Raw genomic sequence first — 15,076 nt, forward strand, 5'->3', positions numbered from 1 at the left:
AGGAGACGGGCCCAGATCGGCGTTTTCGGCGCGCAGGCGTACTCTCGTACGCCGAGCACCGAAAACGCCGAGATGGGCCCGTATCCGAAGCGGCCGCCCCCCGCGCTAGAGGTCGAAGCGTTCGGTGCCGAGCAGCTGGTAGAGCGCGTAGAGCGCCCCGGCGTCGTGATGCTCGAAGCGAACGCCCCCGCGGGCCGGTCTCCCCGCCGGCCCGCGGCGGATCCAGGCGATCCGGCCGCGGAGGCTCAGCGGATCCCAGAGGTTCGGCGTGGTGACCTCGAGCGTCACCGAGGCCTCGGGATCCAGGAGCTCCGACGCGAGCTGAGCCTCGGACAGCTCGATGCCGGCGCCGCCCAGCCCCAGATCGCGGATGCGAACGCCGTGCTCCTCGAACGACTGCCTATCGCGCAGCGTCGCCCCAAGATCGACGCGTCGCCGCGCATGAGCGCGAAAGTGGTCCCGGACAGCCATCCCGGCGCATTCTCCAGTCGGCGCGAACATATCACGAGAGGCGCGCGCGCAGGCTCGGTTCACATGTCCCGCAGCGCGCGGGCACGGGCGCGAGCACGCGCGCACGAACAGCATGCTCGCCCGGTAGCCCATGGCCGCGTTCGGTAAAGCGACCGTCACGTGTTAGCCTTTGGGCTTCGCGGCGAACCTTGGGTAACATGCGGACGAGATCCGCAGGAGCGAGTCGCGAAGTAGACGGGAGTTCTACCCTGATGGCCCAGGACACACGCAAAGATCCGCGAGCGAGGGTGCTGCAGATGACCGTGCGCTACAAGAGCGCCACGGTCGACGAGTTCATCGAGCACCACTCGCATGACGTGAGCCGGGGCGGCATCTTCATCAAGACGCCGTCGCCCTTCCCCGCCGGCACGCTGCTCAAGTTCGAGATCCGTCTGCTGGACGAGCAGGCCGTCATCGCCGGCGTCGGTCGCGTCGTATGGAAGCGGGAGCCTGCGCAGGCGAGCGACGCGCACCCGTCCGGCATGGGCGTGAAGTTCATCAAGATCGATGAGAAGTCCAAGGCCGTCATCACCCGCCTGGTCGACGCGCAGCAGGGCGCCGGGTCGGCGTTCGAGGCCGGCATCACGGACCGCACCGAGCTGGGCGACGAGGCGCCGGAGCCCGCGGCCGCGGCGGCGACCACGACCGCGCCCGCGCCGCAGGCCGAGCCTGCGGCCGCGAAGGCCGCGCAGGCGAAGCGGGCGTCGACGATGCTGGGGCTCGGCTCGATCGGGGCGACCTCGAAGGGCGACGCGGGCAAGAGCGACGCGGTGAAGAAGGCCGACCCCGCGGAGGCCGGCGGCTTTTTCCCGCAGACGAACCCCGAGAAGGAGATGCCGCCGCCCGACGAGCGGACGATGATGAAGCAGGCGGCCGAGCTGCTGAAGCAGGCGCTCGCCGAGGCCGGCGGCTCGCTGGACGAGATCGGCGCGTCCAAGGAGCCGCTCATCGCCACCCCGCCGAAGAAGGCCGAGCCCGCGCCGGTGCCGAAGCAAGAGCGGGCGAAGCCGCTGGCCGAGCCAGCGGCCGTTCCTGTCGCGGCGGTCGCGCAGCTGGCGAACGAGAGGGAAACGCGGGACGATCTGCCCGCGGCCGAGGCGAGAGCAGCCAAGGTCGCCGCGGCGAAGAAGCCGGCGGAGGAGGCGGACAGGACGCCGGCCGAGGAGCTGCACGGCAAGCCCGCGCGCCAGGAAGAGAAGGCGGCCGACGAGCCGGCCAGGGCAAAGCCTGTGGCAGCCAAGCCGAAGGACGACAAGGCGGTCGCCGCCAAGACCGCAGCCACGGGCAAGACCCCGCTCGCGCAGGAAGAGGAGAGCAGCGGAACCGGACGGCTGCTCACGATCCTGCTGGTCGCGGCGGCGCTCTGCGGCGCGCTCTGGCTCGTGTTCGGCCAGAGCGACCCCAAGCCGACCGCACCCGCGCCGGCCGCGCCCGCGCCGGAGCAGCCCGCGGCGAAGCCCGAGGCTCCGGAGGAGAAGCCCCGGCCGACCGAGATCGTGCCCGCGGCGACGGACACGACCGCGCCCACAGCGCCCGCTGCGCCGGCAGCGGCCCCCGAGGTGACCGCGGCGCCTACGCCCACGCCCACCGTCGAGGCCCCCGCGGCGACCGCCGAGCCGGCAGCGCCCACGGCGACCGCCGAGCCGGCAGCGCCCACGGCGACCGCCGAGCCGGCAGCGCCCACGGCGACCGCCGAGCCCGCCGCCCCCAAGCCGGCGGCCACGCCGGCGCCCAGGCCGGCGCCCAGGCCGAGGCCTGCCGCGCCGAAGCCGCCGAAGAACGACGATCCCTACGGTTGAGGACGAGGCCGTGGGTCACCCGCGGGAGAGGCGGCGGCAATGAGCGGCTCGGGTAGCCACGTCGATGAACCGGGGCCGGGGCTGGGTCGCCCGAAGGCGGCCGCCCCCCTGGCCGCGCTGGGCCTGCTGGTCGCCACCGGCCTCGTCTGCGGCGCGGTCGCGCTCCGCAACCCGACGGCCGTGACGGTGCTCGAAGGGGAGCTCAGCGGGGCGCAGAGGCCTGTGCCGACCGCCGCCCCCAGCGGCAGCGACCGCGCCAGCGTACCGGCGCCCGAGCCGGCGGCCGCGAGCGAGCCCGCGGAGCCCGAGGCCCCCGCGAAGGCGGAGCCCGCCCGCGCGCAGCCCGCGGAGCTCGAGCGCGCCCAGGCCACGGGGGCCGCTGCGCTCGGCGCGCTCGCGCAGCGGTATCCGGAAGACCCCGCGGTCCTCCGGGCGCTCGCGGTCGCGCAAGGGCGCGAGAAGGCGACGGTGGCGGCCGCGCTGCTCACGGCGAAGCGGCTGTTCGAGATCGCCCCCGAGGAGACCGGGATCGACGAGCTCAAGCAGTTCATCCTGAGGGCCGCGAACGGCCCCCCGGACGTCGCCCTCACGGCGCTCGATCTGATGGCCAAGCACATGGGAAGCCGCGGCCCCGACCTGCTCTACGAGGTGGTGACCGCGCCGAAGTTCGGCGACTGGCCCAGGGACCACGCGAGCACGCGGCTGCTCGACAGCAGCGTGCGTCAGCTCGCGTCGCCGGCGCTGCTCGTCGCGGACGACCTGCGCCGGCTCACGGGGTGCCCCACCAAGGCGCTGATCGCCAGGATGCGCGAGGAGGGCGATGTCCGCTCGCTCCATTACATCAAGCAGCTGCTCACCCCGCAGCGCTGCGCGGGCCAGCGGACGCGCCGCTGCATCAAGTGCGGCGCCGTCGCCAAGGATCTGCGCGCGACGGCCGGCGTCATCGAGAGGCGCAAGAACGACAAGGCGGCCGCAACCCCGCCCGCGGCGCCCCCTGCGCCCTGACGTCTGCGCCTCGCCTCGGGCACACGGGCGTCGGCCTGCGGGCCTCGTCGCCGCCGAGGTCGCGACGACAGGCAGGGGCGTCGCCTAGGCAACGCGCGACGGGTCGCGACGGCACGTCCCCCGATGCGAACGGGAGGCACACGGCGCGAGCTGCAGCACGCTCGACACGACGCATCGGCCCAGCTGCCCAGCGCCTGCCGCTGGCGGCATCGTCGCGCGGGCGACTCGATGCGTTGGACCAGCTCGCGCGGGGGGCGAATCGGGGTGGGCGCAGCAGGACTTGAACCTGCGACTTCGTCCGTGTGAAGGACGCACTCTACCGCTGAGTTATGCGCCCGATGCCAGCCGGTTGTCACCCGGCCGTTTCGGAAAGACGTGGCGCTTTTAACCCAGACATCGGCATTCGACAAGAAGAACTCGCTGCCGACAGCGAACTTCCTCGCGGTGCTCGGCAAATCGGGCGCCAGCGGGCCGTCCCTCACGGCTCCGGCGGCGAGGCTCGGCCGCGCGCCGTCGCGCGCCCTGACGCGCCGACCGCGAGGGGGGTGGATCCAGGCAAGCAGCCGCTTCCGCATCCCTTCTCGGTCGCGCCCTCGAGCGGGCGGAGCCGGCGCCGCGGCCTCGAAACCGCGCCCCGGGGATCGGCCCAGGGGTCCGCGATCCGTCAATCGAGCGCCGCGACGGCGCGGCGGAGCGCGGCGAGGCCCGCTTCGATGTGGTCCTCGTCGCAGGCGTAGGAGAACCGAAGATAGCCGGGTGCACCGAAGGGGGTGCCGGCGACCGCGGCCACGTGCGCTTGCTCCAGCATCCACGTCGCCACGTCCTCGTCGCTCGCGAGCGTCTTCCCCTGGAAAGAGCGCCCGCAGAGCCCCCGTACGTCGGCGAACGCATAGAAGGCCCCCTCCGGCATCCGGCAGCGCACCCCTGGGACCGCGTTGAGGCCCTCGACCATGAGCGAGCGCCGCCGGGCGAAGGCCGCGCGCATCGCGAACACCGCGTCGCGCGGGCCGTTCAGGGCGGCGACGGCGGCGGCCTGGGACACGGCGGCGGCGTTCGTTGTGCTCTGGCCCTGGACCACGTCGAGCGCCCTCGCGACCTCGGTCGGCGCGATGCTCCAGCCGACGCGCCAGCCGGTCATGGCGAACGTCTTGCTGACCCCGTCGACGACGATCACGCGCGGGGCGAGGTCCTCCGCGAGCGCGGGGAGCGACACGTGCTGGAAGCCGTCGTACGTGAGGTCGGCGTAGATCTCGTCGACGATGATCCAGCAGTCGTGGCGCCGCAGCACGGAGGCCAGCGGGAGCAGGTGCTCCTCCGCATACGCCGAGCCGGTCGGGTTCGAGGGCGTGCACAGGACGAGCGCCTTCACCCGCGGAGACAGCGCGGCCTGGAGCGCGTCCGCCGTGAGGCGGAAGCCCGTCGCCTCGGTGGTCTCGACGATGACCGGCGTGGCGCCGAACAGGCGCACCTGCTCGGGATAGCTCACCCAGTAAGGCGCCGGGATGACGACCTCGTCACCCGGATCGAAGAGCGCGGCGGCGAGGTTGAACAGCGCATGCTTCGCGCCGCAGCTCACGTTGATCTGGCTCGGCAGCGGCCGCCATCCGCGGTGCTGCTCGGTCGCGGCGCAGATCGCCGACTTCAGCTCGGGTGTACCGGACACGGCCGTGTAATGGGTGGCGCCGGCGTCGAGCGCCGCCTTCGCCGCGCTGCGAATCGGCTCGGGCGTGTCGAAGTCCGGCTCGCCCACGCCGAAGGAGTAGACATCGTGTCCCTCGGCGCGGAGCCGCGCGACCCTCGCCGCCATGGCGAGCGTTGCACTGGGCGCGACGGCCGACAGACGGTCAGCGAGCTTCGTGGGCATGGGGACAACGAGGAATAAAGGGGGGACCGGAACAACGCAAGGCGCTACCCCCCTGGCGGTTGCGCAGGCGACCCGGATGTGCCTCGCGCCGCGGGAGCTCCGCCGCCGTGCGCCCCGAGCGTCGCGCGCCACGCGACAGATACGGCGCTCGACGCCTCCCGGGGGAGCCGCCGCGAAGCGGCGCAGCAGCCCGGCCACGCACGCCGGACACCTGACGCGCGGCCCTAGGGAGCGGGCGCCGGCGTGGTGCCGCCGACCTGGACTGCAGGCTTCTGCTCGTCCTTCTTGATCGAGTAGCGCACGAGCGCGCGGAGCACGTCGTTGCGCTGCACATTGCCGAGGAGGCTCTTCATGTCCTCGTAGATCGACGGATCCACCAGGAGCGCGCCGAGGGTCCCCTTGCCCGCCCTCATGTCGTGCACGATCGCCCGGAGGTCGCCGGTCATCGCCGTGACGTTGGCGAGCGCCTCGGCGCCGTCGCCCTTGCCGCCGTAGAGCGCGTCGTGCGCGAGGCTGTCGCTCTCGCGGATACCCCGCAGCGTCATGGCGACCTCGTCCGCGGCGTTCCCGAACTGCTGGACCTGCTTCTGCGGGCCGTCGCCGTAGATGACGTCGTGCGCGAACCCCGGCCCCTCCTTGACGCGCGAGACGACGCCCCTCACCTCGCGCAGCGTGCTCGCGAGCTCCATGCCGACGCGGTCGAGGCTCTGCAGGGTGCGCGAGATGCGCTCGGCCTCCTCGGGATCGGTCAGGAGGCGGTGCGGGTAGCCCTCCCCCTCGGTCACCTGTTTCATCAGCGTGTTCGCCGAGGCGACCGTCTCGCGGAGGTCCTTGTGCAGGCGCTCGTCGGCGATGCTCTCCGAGACCTTCTGGATATTGTCGAGCGTCGCCTCGGCCTTCTCGGCCATCCCGGTCACCTTCCCCATCACGTCGGTCGGGACCTCGCCCGGGATGTGGCCCCCCGGCGGCACCGAATCGGGGCTCTGCCCCTTCGTGAGCTCCAGCATCTTGTCGCCGAGCAGGCCCTTGTTCGCGATCTGGGCCACGCTGTCGGTCTTGATCCGGCTCGACTCGCTCTCGACGACCTCGAGCTTCACATAGATCTTTGTGTCCTTCGGGTCCGGGCCGTAGGCGACCTCGGCGACGTGACCGATGTCGATGCCGCCCATGCGGATGGGCGCGCCTGGCTTCAGACCCTGCACATCGCCGAAATTCGTCGTGAACTCGACGGAGGCGTCGAAGAGCCGCCGCTCGTCGCCTATCAGGAAAATGACGAGGGCGGACATCACGAGGCCCGCCAGCACAAAAAGTCCGACCTTCAGATCGCGCGCTCTGCCCATGCAGACGGGCATCTTGCGCGATCTTGGAGGGATCGTCACGTGCCGAGAAGCGTCTGGACGTCCTCATTCACCGGGGCGGTCCCGGTGATGAAATCGGCGACATGTGGATCTCTGGACGCCCGGAACTCGTCCGGCGTGCCGGTCGCGATGACCTCACCGCGGTAGATCATCGCCATCCGATCCGAGATCGAGAACGCGCTCTTCATGTCGTGCGTCACCACGATGCTCGTGACGTTGAGGGCCTGCTTGAGCCCCTTGATGAGGTGGTTGATGCGCTCGGTGTTGATCGGATCGAGTCCGGTCGTCGGCTCGTCATAGAGCAGCACCTCGGGCTGCACCGCGATGGCGCGCGCGAGGCCGACGCGCTTCTTCATGCCGCCGGAAAGGTCCCCCGGGCGCATCTGCTCGATGCCGGGCAGGCCGACGAGCGACAGCGCCCAGTTCACCCGGTCGGCGATCTGCGCCTCGGTCATCTGCTTGCGGAAGTGCTCGTGCAGGCCGTAAGCGACGTTCCCGCCGACCGAGATCGAGTCGAACAGAGCGCCCCCCTGGAACAGCATCGCGATGCGCTGGCGCACCCCGGAGATGCGCGCCTCGCTCACGCGCGTGATCTCTTCACCGTGGAACTGGATAGATCCATCGTCCACGTCGAGCAGTCGGATGAGCAGCTTGAGCATGACGCTCTTGCCGACGCCCGAGCCGCCCATGATGGTGAGCGTCTCGCCCGGGTACACCTCGAGGTTCAGGTCGCGGTAGATGACCTTCGGACCGAAGGCCTTGCGCACACGCGAGAACCGGATCAGCGGCTCGGCCACGCGCCCACGCTAGCACGCCGCCGAGGCCCGCCGCGAACGCTCAATCGGCCGCGGCGACATGCTCGATCCTGATCTCGACGGCGTCCCCGCCGCGCCAGGCGTCGCGCCGGAGGCGGCCCACCACATCGACGCTCCGGCCGGTGAACCGCGGCGCGAGCTCGCCCAGCTCGAGCCCGAAGCACGAGATCTCGCGGCGGGCGAAGGTGAGCTCCAGCTTGAGGTGGCCCTTCAGGTTCCTCGCCGAGCGCACGGCCGCGCCCGCCAGGAGGACGTACGCCGGGCGGTTCCCCTCGCCGCACGGCTCGAGCCGCTCGAGATCGCGCGCCACGGCCGTCGGGTCGTCGCGATCGTCGAGCCGGACGTGGGCGGCCGCGAGCGCCGAGGCGGCGGGGAGGTCCTGCTCGCGGAAGGCGTCGCACCACGCCGCCCGGAGCGCCTCGACGCGGTCGGCGCGCACCTCGACGCCGGCCGCCGCCTGGTGGCCGCCGAAGCCGACGAGCTCGGCGCGGCAGAGGGAGAGCGCGTCGTGGAGCCGCGCGCCGGCTGGACCGCGGACCGAGCCCCGCCCCTTCGCGCCCTCGAGGGCGATGACGATCGTGGGTTTGCCGAAGCGGGAGGTGATCCTGCCCGCGACGATGCCGACCACGCCGGGGTGAAAGCCCTGCCGCGCGATGACGATCGCGGGATCCCGCTCGAAGCCGGCGCGCTCGATCTCGGCGAGCGCGGACACCAGCATCTCGTCCTGGATGGCGCGCCGCTTCATCTGCGCCTGCTCCACCGTGGCGGCGAGCGCCGAGGCGGTCACGCTGTCGTGCGCGAGCAGCAGCTCCAGCGAGATGTCGGGATCGCCGAGCCGGCCGGGCGCGTTGAGGCGGGGCGCGATCCGGAAAGCGACGTCCTCGGCAGACGCGCCGCGCCCGAGATCGAGGTTGGCGAGCGCCGCGAGCGCCCGCAGCCCGGGCCGGGGTCCGGTCTGGAGCACGCCGAGGCCGGCCCGCACGAGCGCGCGGTTGTCACCGGTCAGCGGCGCGACGTCGGCGACGGTGCCGATGGCCACGAGGTCGAGGTAGGGGCGGAGATCGAGCGACGAGCCGAGCTTCTTGCGCACGGCGGCGAGCAGCGTGAGCGCGAGCCCGCACGACGCGAGCCCCTTGTACGGGAAGCCGCAGTCGGCGCGGTGCGGGTTCAGGAACGCGATCGCGGGGAGCGGCTCGGCCGGCACGAGGTGGTGGTCGATGACGACGCAGTCGATGCCGGCCGCGCGCGCGGCGGCCAGCCGCTCGTGATCGCTGGAGCCGCAGTCGCACGTGATGAGCAGCGTGGGGCAGGCGCGCATCACGCGCTCCATCGCGGGCGCTGAGAGGCCGTAGCTGCCCTCGGCGCGCGTCGCGAGGAGCGGCACGACCTGGCCGGAGAGGGCGCGCAGCGCGCCCGTCATGATGGCCGTCGCGGTGATCCCGTCGCAGTCGTAGTCGCCGAAGACGGCGATCCGCTCGCCGGCGCGCACGGCGCGCGCGATCCGGTCGGCGCTCGCCTCGCGATCGGCCATGGCGTCGGGCGGCGTGAGGTGCGAGAGCCGCGGATCGAGGAAGCGCCGGGTCGCCTCGTCAGGAGCTCGGCCGGCCCGGTGCAGGATGTCCGCCACCGTGATCGACAGCCCGAGCTCGCGCGCCATCGCGAGCGCCTCGGGCGACGCCTCGCCCGGGTCCGCGATGCGCTCGGACGCGCCCGCGCCATCCCGCGCCGCGCGCGAGGCGGGGGCCTGCGCCTCGCGCTCGGGGAGCTCCTTCCAGGCCTCCGTGGAGGTGCTCGTCATCGTCAGAGCCGGTACATCGGCGCGATGGAGGCGTCCATGGCCTGCGTCCCGGCTGCGCGAGCGGCCGCGATCACGGCGAGGCGGTCAGACGACCGCGTCGGCGCGCTTCTGCGTGCGGACGCGGTTGACCTTCTTGCGCTTGCTGGAGTTCGAGCCGAAAAACTTGCGGTCGATCCACTCGGTGAGCGGCGCGGCGACGTAGATGGAGGAGTACGTCCCGACGACGATGCCGACGACGAGCGTGAACGCGAAGTCCCGGATGACGCCCGTTCCGTAGAAGAGGAACATGACGAGCGACAGGAACGTCGTGAGCGACACGAGGATGGTGCGCCCGAGCATCTCGGAGAGCGAGTAGTTGATGACGGCGGCGAAGCTCATGTCGCGGTGCTTCCCCAGGTTCTCGCGGATCCGGTCGTAGACGACGACCGTGTCCGTGATCGAGTAGCCGACGATCGTGAGCAGCGCGGCGACGGTGGAGAGGGTGATCTCCCGCTGCGTGATCACCATCGCGCCGAGCGCGATGCCGACATCGTGGACGAGCGCGAGGATGCCGCCGGGCGCGAACCGGACGTCGAACCGGAACGCGATGTACGCCATGATGAAGAAGATCGTGATGAGGACGCTCTTGATGGCCGCGTCCCGCAGCTGCGCGCCGGCCTTCGGCCCGATCCACTCGACCCGGAGCGCCTGGTCGGGCACCTTGTCCGCGCCGAGGTGCTCCCGGAGGCCGTCCATCAGCTGGTCGCCCTTGGACTTCAGGTAGAGCTCGACCTTGTTGTCGCGCTCGCTCACGACGAGCGGGTTGTTCGCGCCGGGCCTGAGATCGACCCCCTCGACGCCCTCGAGCTGCTTCTTGATCCCCTCCAGGTCGGGCGCGACGTCGTAGCGGGCGGAGATCTTGTCACCGCCGGGGCTGAACTTGACCTCGGTGGCGCGCACCGCCTGCGGGCAGCGGTCCTCGGGGACGGAGCCGTCCTCGGGCGCCAGGCACATCCGATCGCGCACCGCCGCCTTCTGCGGCTCCGACAGCGCGGAGACCTCGTGGACCCGGATGAGGTAGCGGTTCGGGTTCGCCTGGTCCGCGACGGACACGATGTCCGGGGAGTCGAAGCCCGACTTCGAGACGGCCTCGCGCACCTCGGCGCTGGAGACCGGAGCCTCGAAGGCGACCTCGATCTCGGTGCCGCCCTTGAAATCGGTCCCGAGCTTCGGCCCCGGCACGATGAACGAGATGATCGACAGGAGGAGCAGCACCCCGCTGAGCCCGATGAAGAGCCAGCGCTTGCTCATGAAGTCGAACTGACGGCCAGGTTTGATGAGTTCCATCGTCGTGTCTCAATCGGAGATCCGCTCTCGCGTTCTCCCTCAAAGGTCGGGGATCCGCTCTCGCGGCCCCGTTGTCAGCCGAGCGAGAGCGTCTTGATCTTCCGGCCGCGGACGGCCCAGTCGAACACCAGGCGGGTGCACACGACCCCCGTGAACAGGCTGATGGCGATGCCGACGATCAGCGTGATCGCGAAACCCTTGATCGGGCCGGTGCCGTACTGCGCGAGGATGAGCCCGGAGATCAGCGTGGTCACGTGGCCGTCGAGGATGGCGCTGAACGCCTTGTCGTAGCCGGCGTCGACCGCGGCGCGCGGGCTCTTCCCGGCCCGGAGCTCCTCCCGGATGCGCTCGTTGATCAGCACGTTGGCGTCGACCGCGATGCCCATGGTGAGCACGAGGCCGGCGATGCCGGGCAGCGTCATCGACGCGCCGAACATCGCGAGGACCGCGATCTGCAGGATGAGGTTGAAGATGACGGCGGCGTCCGCGATGAGCCCGGCGCGGCTGTAGACCACCACCATGAACACGACGACGAGCAGCCCGCTCCCGATCGCGCCCTTCATGCTCTGCTGGATGGCGTCCTTGCCCAGCGACGGGCCGATGCGCTGCTCGTTCGACGGGGAGATCGGGGCCGGCAGCGCGCCCGACCGGAGCACCAGCTCGAGCTTGCGCGCGTCCTGGAGCTGCTGGTCGGGGTTCTGCGAGCCCATCGTGATCTGCGCGCGTCCGCCGCCGATCTTCGTCTGGATGACCGGCGCGCTCTCGACCTTCTCATCGAGGATGATGGCGAACCGCCGCTTGACGTTCCGGCCGGTGATGTCCTCGAACCGGTCGGCGCCGGTCGGGGTGAACTCCATCGACACGTACCAGCCGCCGAGGCCCCCATCGCTCTGATCCGGGAGCGCCTGCGCGTCGCGCACCATGTCGCCCGTGATCTCGGCCTTGCTGAAGAGGAAATACGTCCGCCAGCCGATCTCCTCGATGACGTCCTTCTCCTCGTTGTACTCGTACAGCTTGCCGTAGCCGACCTCGTTGTCCGCCGGGACCTGGAGCGTCCCGACCCACTCGCGCAGCCGCTTCAGCGTGTCGCGCAGCTCCTCGTGCTCGGCGCGCACCATCCGGGCAAAGTGGACCGGCTTGGTCTTCCCGGGGCCGACCGGCGCGTTCTCGATCGAGAACGTCAGCCCCTTCGGGAGATCCTCCTCCTTGGCGCTCTTCGCGATCGGCTCGAAGAAGTCCTGGTCGTCGTCGACCATCTTGAACTCGAGCCGCGCCGTCTGGCTGATGATCTCGCGGATCGTGCTGAAGGAGCTCTCGTCGTCGCCGGGGACCTCGATGATCACGTCCTCGTCGCGCGCCGAGACGCTCGCCTCCTTGAGGCCGAGGCCGTCGATGCGGCGGAGCACCGTCTCCTTGGCCTGCGTCACCGCGCGCTCGCGGATGCCGCTCGCGACCTCGTCGCGGATCCGGAACCTCGCGACGTTGCGGTCCGCCGAGCGCTGGAGCTGCATCTCTCCGAGGAACTTCGCGAGGAAATCGCTGTTGATCTTCTCGGCGTCCGCCGGGTCGTTGAAGGTGATCACGATCGTGTCGGCATGCTCGCGCGACTTCTCGATGCGGAGCTTCGTCTGGAGCTTCTGCATCTCCTCGATCGTCGGCGGCTTGTCGCCCTCGTGGAACCCGAACGCCGTCGCGAGCGCCGCGCGCAGGTCATCGTAGTACCGGTCGCGCTTGTCGCTGATCGCCTCGTCGACGTCGACCGTGTAGACAAGACGGAGGCCGCCCTTCAGATCGAGCCCGCGCACCAGCCGGAACGGGATGTTCGAGGTCAGGAAGCGGCTGAACCCGAGATCTCCCCGCCTCGCCTGGGTCTCCTGCTCCGACAGCTCGTCCGACGGGACGCCGGTGTGATCGGGGCGGCCGAACCGCTCGTCGTGGTAGGTCGGGTAGATGCAGAGCGCGGCGCCGAGCGCGAGGAACAGCACGAAGCCCGTCTTCGCCCGCCACGCAAAGTCGATCCACGGCCCGGTGCAGAGCAGCGCCCACGGCACCATCAGGCCGAACGTCGCGAGGGCCCAGAACACTTGGTAGTGGGCCGCGAACGCGGCGGCGCCGGCGGAGAGCGCCGCCCAGGCGAAGACGCTGCGCCGCGAACGGCTGAGCCACGCGCCGAGGAGGCACAGACCGGCGACGCCGGCGAACCCGTACTGGAAGATGTTTAGGAGCATGGAGTGGGGCGCCGCGAGGGGCGGTAAAGAGCTTCCTGTTGGACCGAGCGCCGGCCTACGACTTCTTGTCCTTCGCGGCGTCGGCGACCTTGGCGTCTGCCGCCGCGACCTCGCCCGGGTCGTGGCCCTGGATCACGCTCTTCAGGATCTGCACGTTCACGCCGGGGGCGATCTCCAGCTTGACCCGGGGCGAGTTCGGGCTGATGTCGGTGATCCTCCCGAGGAGCCCGGCCTGGGTGACGACCCGGTCGCCCACCTTGAGGTTCGACTCGATCTGCTGCTGCTTCTTCTTCTGGCTCCGCGTCATCACGAAGATGAGCAGCAGCGGCAGCGCCAGGATGAGGAACGAGAAGGCCCCTCCGCCGAACGGCGCAGGTTGCGCCTCCTGCCCCCCGGACGGAGGCGGCGGTTGACCTTCAACCGGCGTCGCGGGCGCGTTGCCCGCGCGCCCGGGGGCGGCGTTCGGCTGGAACCAGTTTGAGCTTGCCAAGGTGACGCGTGTCTCCGGGCCCCGACGGGCTCGCCCGCAAATTGCAGGCCTCTCCCAACCCCCCGGGGCCCGCCTCCATACCCAGGATCCAAGGGTCGCGCAAGGAGCTAGGCGGGCAGCCTCACCCGGGCACGCCGGGAATGCAGCCTTACGGCCCTTTCCGGTCCCGCCCTACCCCGCCGCGCGGGACGCGGTACCCAGAGCGCCGAGGTCAGCCGTCGCTGCCGAACACCATGTGCCGGCGGGCCCGCTCGCCGCTCGCGATCTCGGCGAGCGACAGGCGCACGTCGCGCTCGGTGATCGTGCCGTCGATCGTCGCGAACGTCGCGGAGAGGATCGGCGGGATGCGCCCGACGCCCGGGAAGCCTGGGGCCCACGTGAGCGCGTCCGCGAAGGCGGCCTTCACCAGGGCGGCGACGTGCCCCTGCGGCGCGAGGGGCTCGTCGAGCGGCTCGAGCACCACGATGGCCTTGGCCCGCCCGAGGGTCTTCACCACCTCCGCGCCGTAGAACGGCCGCAGCGCGCGCACCCCCACGAGCCCGACGCGCCGCCCCTGCGCGCGCAGGCTGCGCACGACCTCGCGGGCCGCCGGGAACGCGCAGCCCACGACGACCATGATCTCCTCCGCGTCGGCGGTGTCGACGCGCTCGATCGCGCCGAGAGACCTCCCGGTCAGCTCGCAGAGCTCCCGCATCGCGCTGGCGAGCGCGAACGGCACCCGCGCGCAGAAGCTCCGCTCGGCCCGCTTCCGCACGACGCTGCGGCCCTGCGGGCGAGGGCCCCCGTCGCCGTCGCTCTCGCCCGGCGCCGCGTCGGTGAAGGTCGGCGCGCCCCGCTCCGGGCCGAGGAAGCGCGCGGCGAGATCGCGCGCGGCGCCGAGGGCGGACACGTCCGAGGGCAGCGCGTCGACGACGTGCAGGAACGGCGTCTCGCTGTCCTCGGCGGCGCGCCGCGCCACGAGCGCCACGTCGGCCGCGTCCTGGCTGCTCCAGGTGACCAGCACCCCCGCGCCGACGTCGAGCGCCGGCGCGAGCTCGTCGCGCCCCACGGCGAGCCCGCCGCGGCGCTCGATGACGTGCACGGTGACCGGCGTCCGCACCGCCGCCGCCTCGCCGAGCGCGGCGAGCGCCCCGACGAGCTCGTGGGCGCCCAGCACCACGCTGGCCCGCTGTCCGGCGCGCGTGCGGGCCGCTGCGCCGCGGATCGCCTCGGCCGCGGACGCGGCGCGCTCGATCGGCAGATCGCCGGGCACCGCCGCATGCGCGGCGAAGAGCGTGCTCCCCGCGGCCACCTCGACATGTGCGATCACCGCCGCCGGATCCGGCGGCGAGCCCAGACCTTCAGGCCCTGCCATCCAGCCGTTCGTCGCCCGAGCCGCACGCGAGGTCAAGCGCGAGCGCGCTCGGATTGCGCGAGAAAACCGGACCGATGCGTGCGGCGATCCCGCTCATCCATGTCTGGACGTAACTCCAAGAAACGGAGCTTTCATCTCGGGTGAAGCTCCTGCCTCACGCGGCCTCCGGGCGGGGTCGCATGGCCAAGCTCACCCCCGAGCGTGGCTGCCCCCTCGCGCTCGGCCCGGCGCACCGGGGACCTGACGCCGCAACGATCTGGCGACCGACCTGGCGCCCCCACGAGGCCCGCGCGCGGCCTCCCGTGCAGGGGCATCGCGACCGGTGCGCTCCCGAGAAAAGCGATCCCCAAAAATAGATCGCTTGACGGGCTCTCCGGCCCTTGCTAGGAGGCGCTCTCCGTTTCGTCGGCATCGCGTCGAGCGAGCGGGACATAGGCGCGTAGCTCAGTGGTAGAGCACTACCTTGACACGGTAGGGGTCGCCGGTTCGAAACCGGCCGCGCCTACAAATCAGCAGGAGACCTAGCCTG

At 71.5% G+C, this 15,076-nt stretch carries 11 protein-coding genes and 2 tRNA genes; 3 read left to right on the forward strand and 10 right to left on the reverse strand.

What is annotated here, in order from left to right; all coding sequences use genetic code 11:
- Positions 1–105 precede the first annotated feature (105 nt).
- Positions 106–471: a PilZ domain-containing protein gene (locus WMF28_RS22400; RefSeq protein ID WP_437475591.1), complete on the reverse strand. Its 366-nt coding sequence runs from the start codon at positions 469–471 to the stop codon at positions 106–108.
- A gap of 251 nt (positions 472–722) precedes the next feature.
- Between WMF28_RS22400 and WMF28_RS22405 the strand changes: the two genes are divergently transcribed.
- Positions 723–2,309: a TIGR02266 family protein gene (locus WMF28_RS22405; protein ID WP_437595274.1), complete on the forward strand. Its 1,587-nt coding sequence runs from the start codon at positions 723–725 to the stop codon at positions 2,307–2,309.
- A gap of 39 nt (positions 2,310–2,348) precedes the next feature.
- Positions 2,349–3,314, forward strand: coding sequence for a hypothetical protein (locus WMF28_RS22410; protein ID WP_437595275.1), 966 nt, complete (start codon positions 2,349–2,351; stop codon positions 3,312–3,314).
- Positions 3,315–3,579: 265 nt separating this feature from the next.
- Here WMF28_RS22410 and WMF28_RS22415 read toward each other — a convergent pair.
- The 9 genes from WMF28_RS22415 to WMF28_RS22455 form a co-directional block, all read right to left on the reverse strand.
- Positions 3,580–3,651: transfer RNA gene (locus tag WMF28_RS22415), tRNA-Val, on the reverse strand.
- A 327-nt stretch (positions 3,652–3,978) separates the two neighbouring features.
- On the reverse strand, positions 3,979–5,178 hold the full coding sequence (locus tag WMF28_RS22420) for a pyridoxal phosphate-dependent aminotransferase (protein WP_437595276.1): 1,200 nt from the start codon (positions 5,176–5,178) through the stop codon (positions 3,979–3,981).
- Positions 5,179–5,402: 224 nt separating this feature from the next.
- Positions 5,403–6,518: an MlaD family protein gene (locus WMF28_RS22425; RefSeq protein ID WP_437595277.1), complete on the reverse strand. Its 1,116-nt coding sequence runs from the start codon at positions 6,516–6,518 to the stop codon at positions 5,403–5,405.
- Between the two features lie 35 nt (positions 6,519–6,553).
- Positions 6,554–7,333: an ABC transporter ATP-binding protein gene (locus WMF28_RS22430; RefSeq protein WP_437595278.1), complete on the reverse strand. Its 780-nt coding sequence runs from the start codon at positions 7,331–7,333 to the stop codon at positions 6,554–6,556.
- A 40-nt stretch (positions 7,334–7,373) separates the two neighbouring features.
- Positions 7,374–9,149, reverse strand: a complete 1,776-nt coding sequence (gene recJ, locus WMF28_RS22435; RefSeq protein ID WP_437595279.1) for a single-stranded-DNA-specific exonuclease RecJ — start codon at positions 9,147–9,149, stop codon at positions 7,374–7,376.
- An 84-nt stretch (positions 9,150–9,233) separates the two neighbouring features.
- Positions 9,234–10,475 (reverse strand): protein translocase subunit SecF, encoded by a 1,242-nt coding sequence (gene secF, locus WMF28_RS22440; RefSeq protein WP_437595280.1) that lies wholly within the window; start codon positions 10,473–10,475, stop codon positions 9,234–9,236.
- A 74-nt stretch (positions 10,476–10,549) separates the two neighbouring features.
- Positions 10,550–12,703 carry a protein translocase subunit SecD gene (gene secD, locus WMF28_RS22445; RefSeq protein ID WP_437595281.1) on the reverse strand — a complete coding sequence of 718 codons (2,154 nt, stop codon included), beginning with the start codon at positions 12,701–12,703 and terminating at the stop codon, positions 10,550–10,552.
- Between the two features lie 55 nt (positions 12,704–12,758).
- Positions 12,759–13,193 (reverse strand): preprotein translocase subunit YajC, encoded by a 435-nt coding sequence (yajC, locus tag WMF28_RS22450; protein ID WP_437595282.1) that lies wholly within the window; start codon positions 13,191–13,193, stop codon positions 12,759–12,761.
- Between the two features lie 211 nt (positions 13,194–13,404).
- Positions 13,405–14,547 (reverse strand): transketolase, encoded by a 1,143-nt coding sequence (locus WMF28_RS22455; protein WP_437595283.1) that lies wholly within the window; start codon positions 14,545–14,547, stop codon positions 13,405–13,407.
- 433 nt (positions 14,548–14,980) lie between these two features.
- Here WMF28_RS22455 and WMF28_RS22460 point away from each other — a divergent pair.
- Positions 14,981–15,052, forward strand: a tRNA-Val gene (locus tag WMF28_RS22460).
- Positions 15,053–15,076: the final 24 nt, after the last annotated feature.

It is taken from the genome of Sorangium sp. So ce590, from assembly GCF_051521365.1.
In the GTDB taxonomy this organism is placed as follows: Bacteria; Myxococcota_A; Polyangia; order Polyangiales; family Polyangiaceae; genus Sorangium.

Excerpts from the sequence above, each read along its gene's own strand:
- secD (WP_437595281.1), bottom strand. The coding sequence starts at position 12,703 with ATGCTCCTAAACATCTTCCAGTACGGGTTCGCCGGCGTCGCCGGTCTG.
- WMF28_RS22420 (WP_437595276.1), bottom strand. The coding sequence starts at position 5,178 with ATGCCCACGAAGCTCGCTGACCGTCTGTCGGCCGTCGCGCCCAGTGCA.
- recJ (WP_437595279.1), bottom strand. The coding sequence starts at position 9,149 with ATGACGAGCACCTCCACGGAGGCCTGGAAGGAGCTCCCCGAGCGCGAG.
- WMF28_RS22455 (WP_437595283.1), bottom strand. The coding sequence starts at position 14,547 with ATGGCAGGGCCTGAAGGTCTGGGCTCGCCGCCGGATCCGGCGGCGGTG.
- secF (WP_437595280.1), bottom strand. The coding sequence starts at position 10,475 with ATGGAACTCATCAAACCTGGCCGTCAGTTCGACTTCATGAGCAAGCGC.
- WMF28_RS22410 (WP_437595275.1), top strand. The coding sequence starts at position 2,349 with ATGAGCGGCTCGGGTAGCCACGTCGATGAACCGGGGCCGGGGCTGGGT.
- WMF28_RS22425 (WP_437595277.1), bottom strand. The coding sequence starts at position 6,518 with ATGGGCAGAGCGCGCGATCTGAAGGTCGGACTTTTTGTGCTGGCGGGC.
- WMF28_RS22400 (WP_437475591.1), bottom strand. The coding sequence starts at position 471 with ATGGCTGTCCGGGACCACTTTCGCGCTCATGCGCGGCGACGCGTCGAT.
- WMF28_RS22405 (WP_437595274.1), top strand. The coding sequence starts at position 723 with ATGGCCCAGGACACACGCAAAGATCCGCGAGCGAGGGTGCTGCAGATG.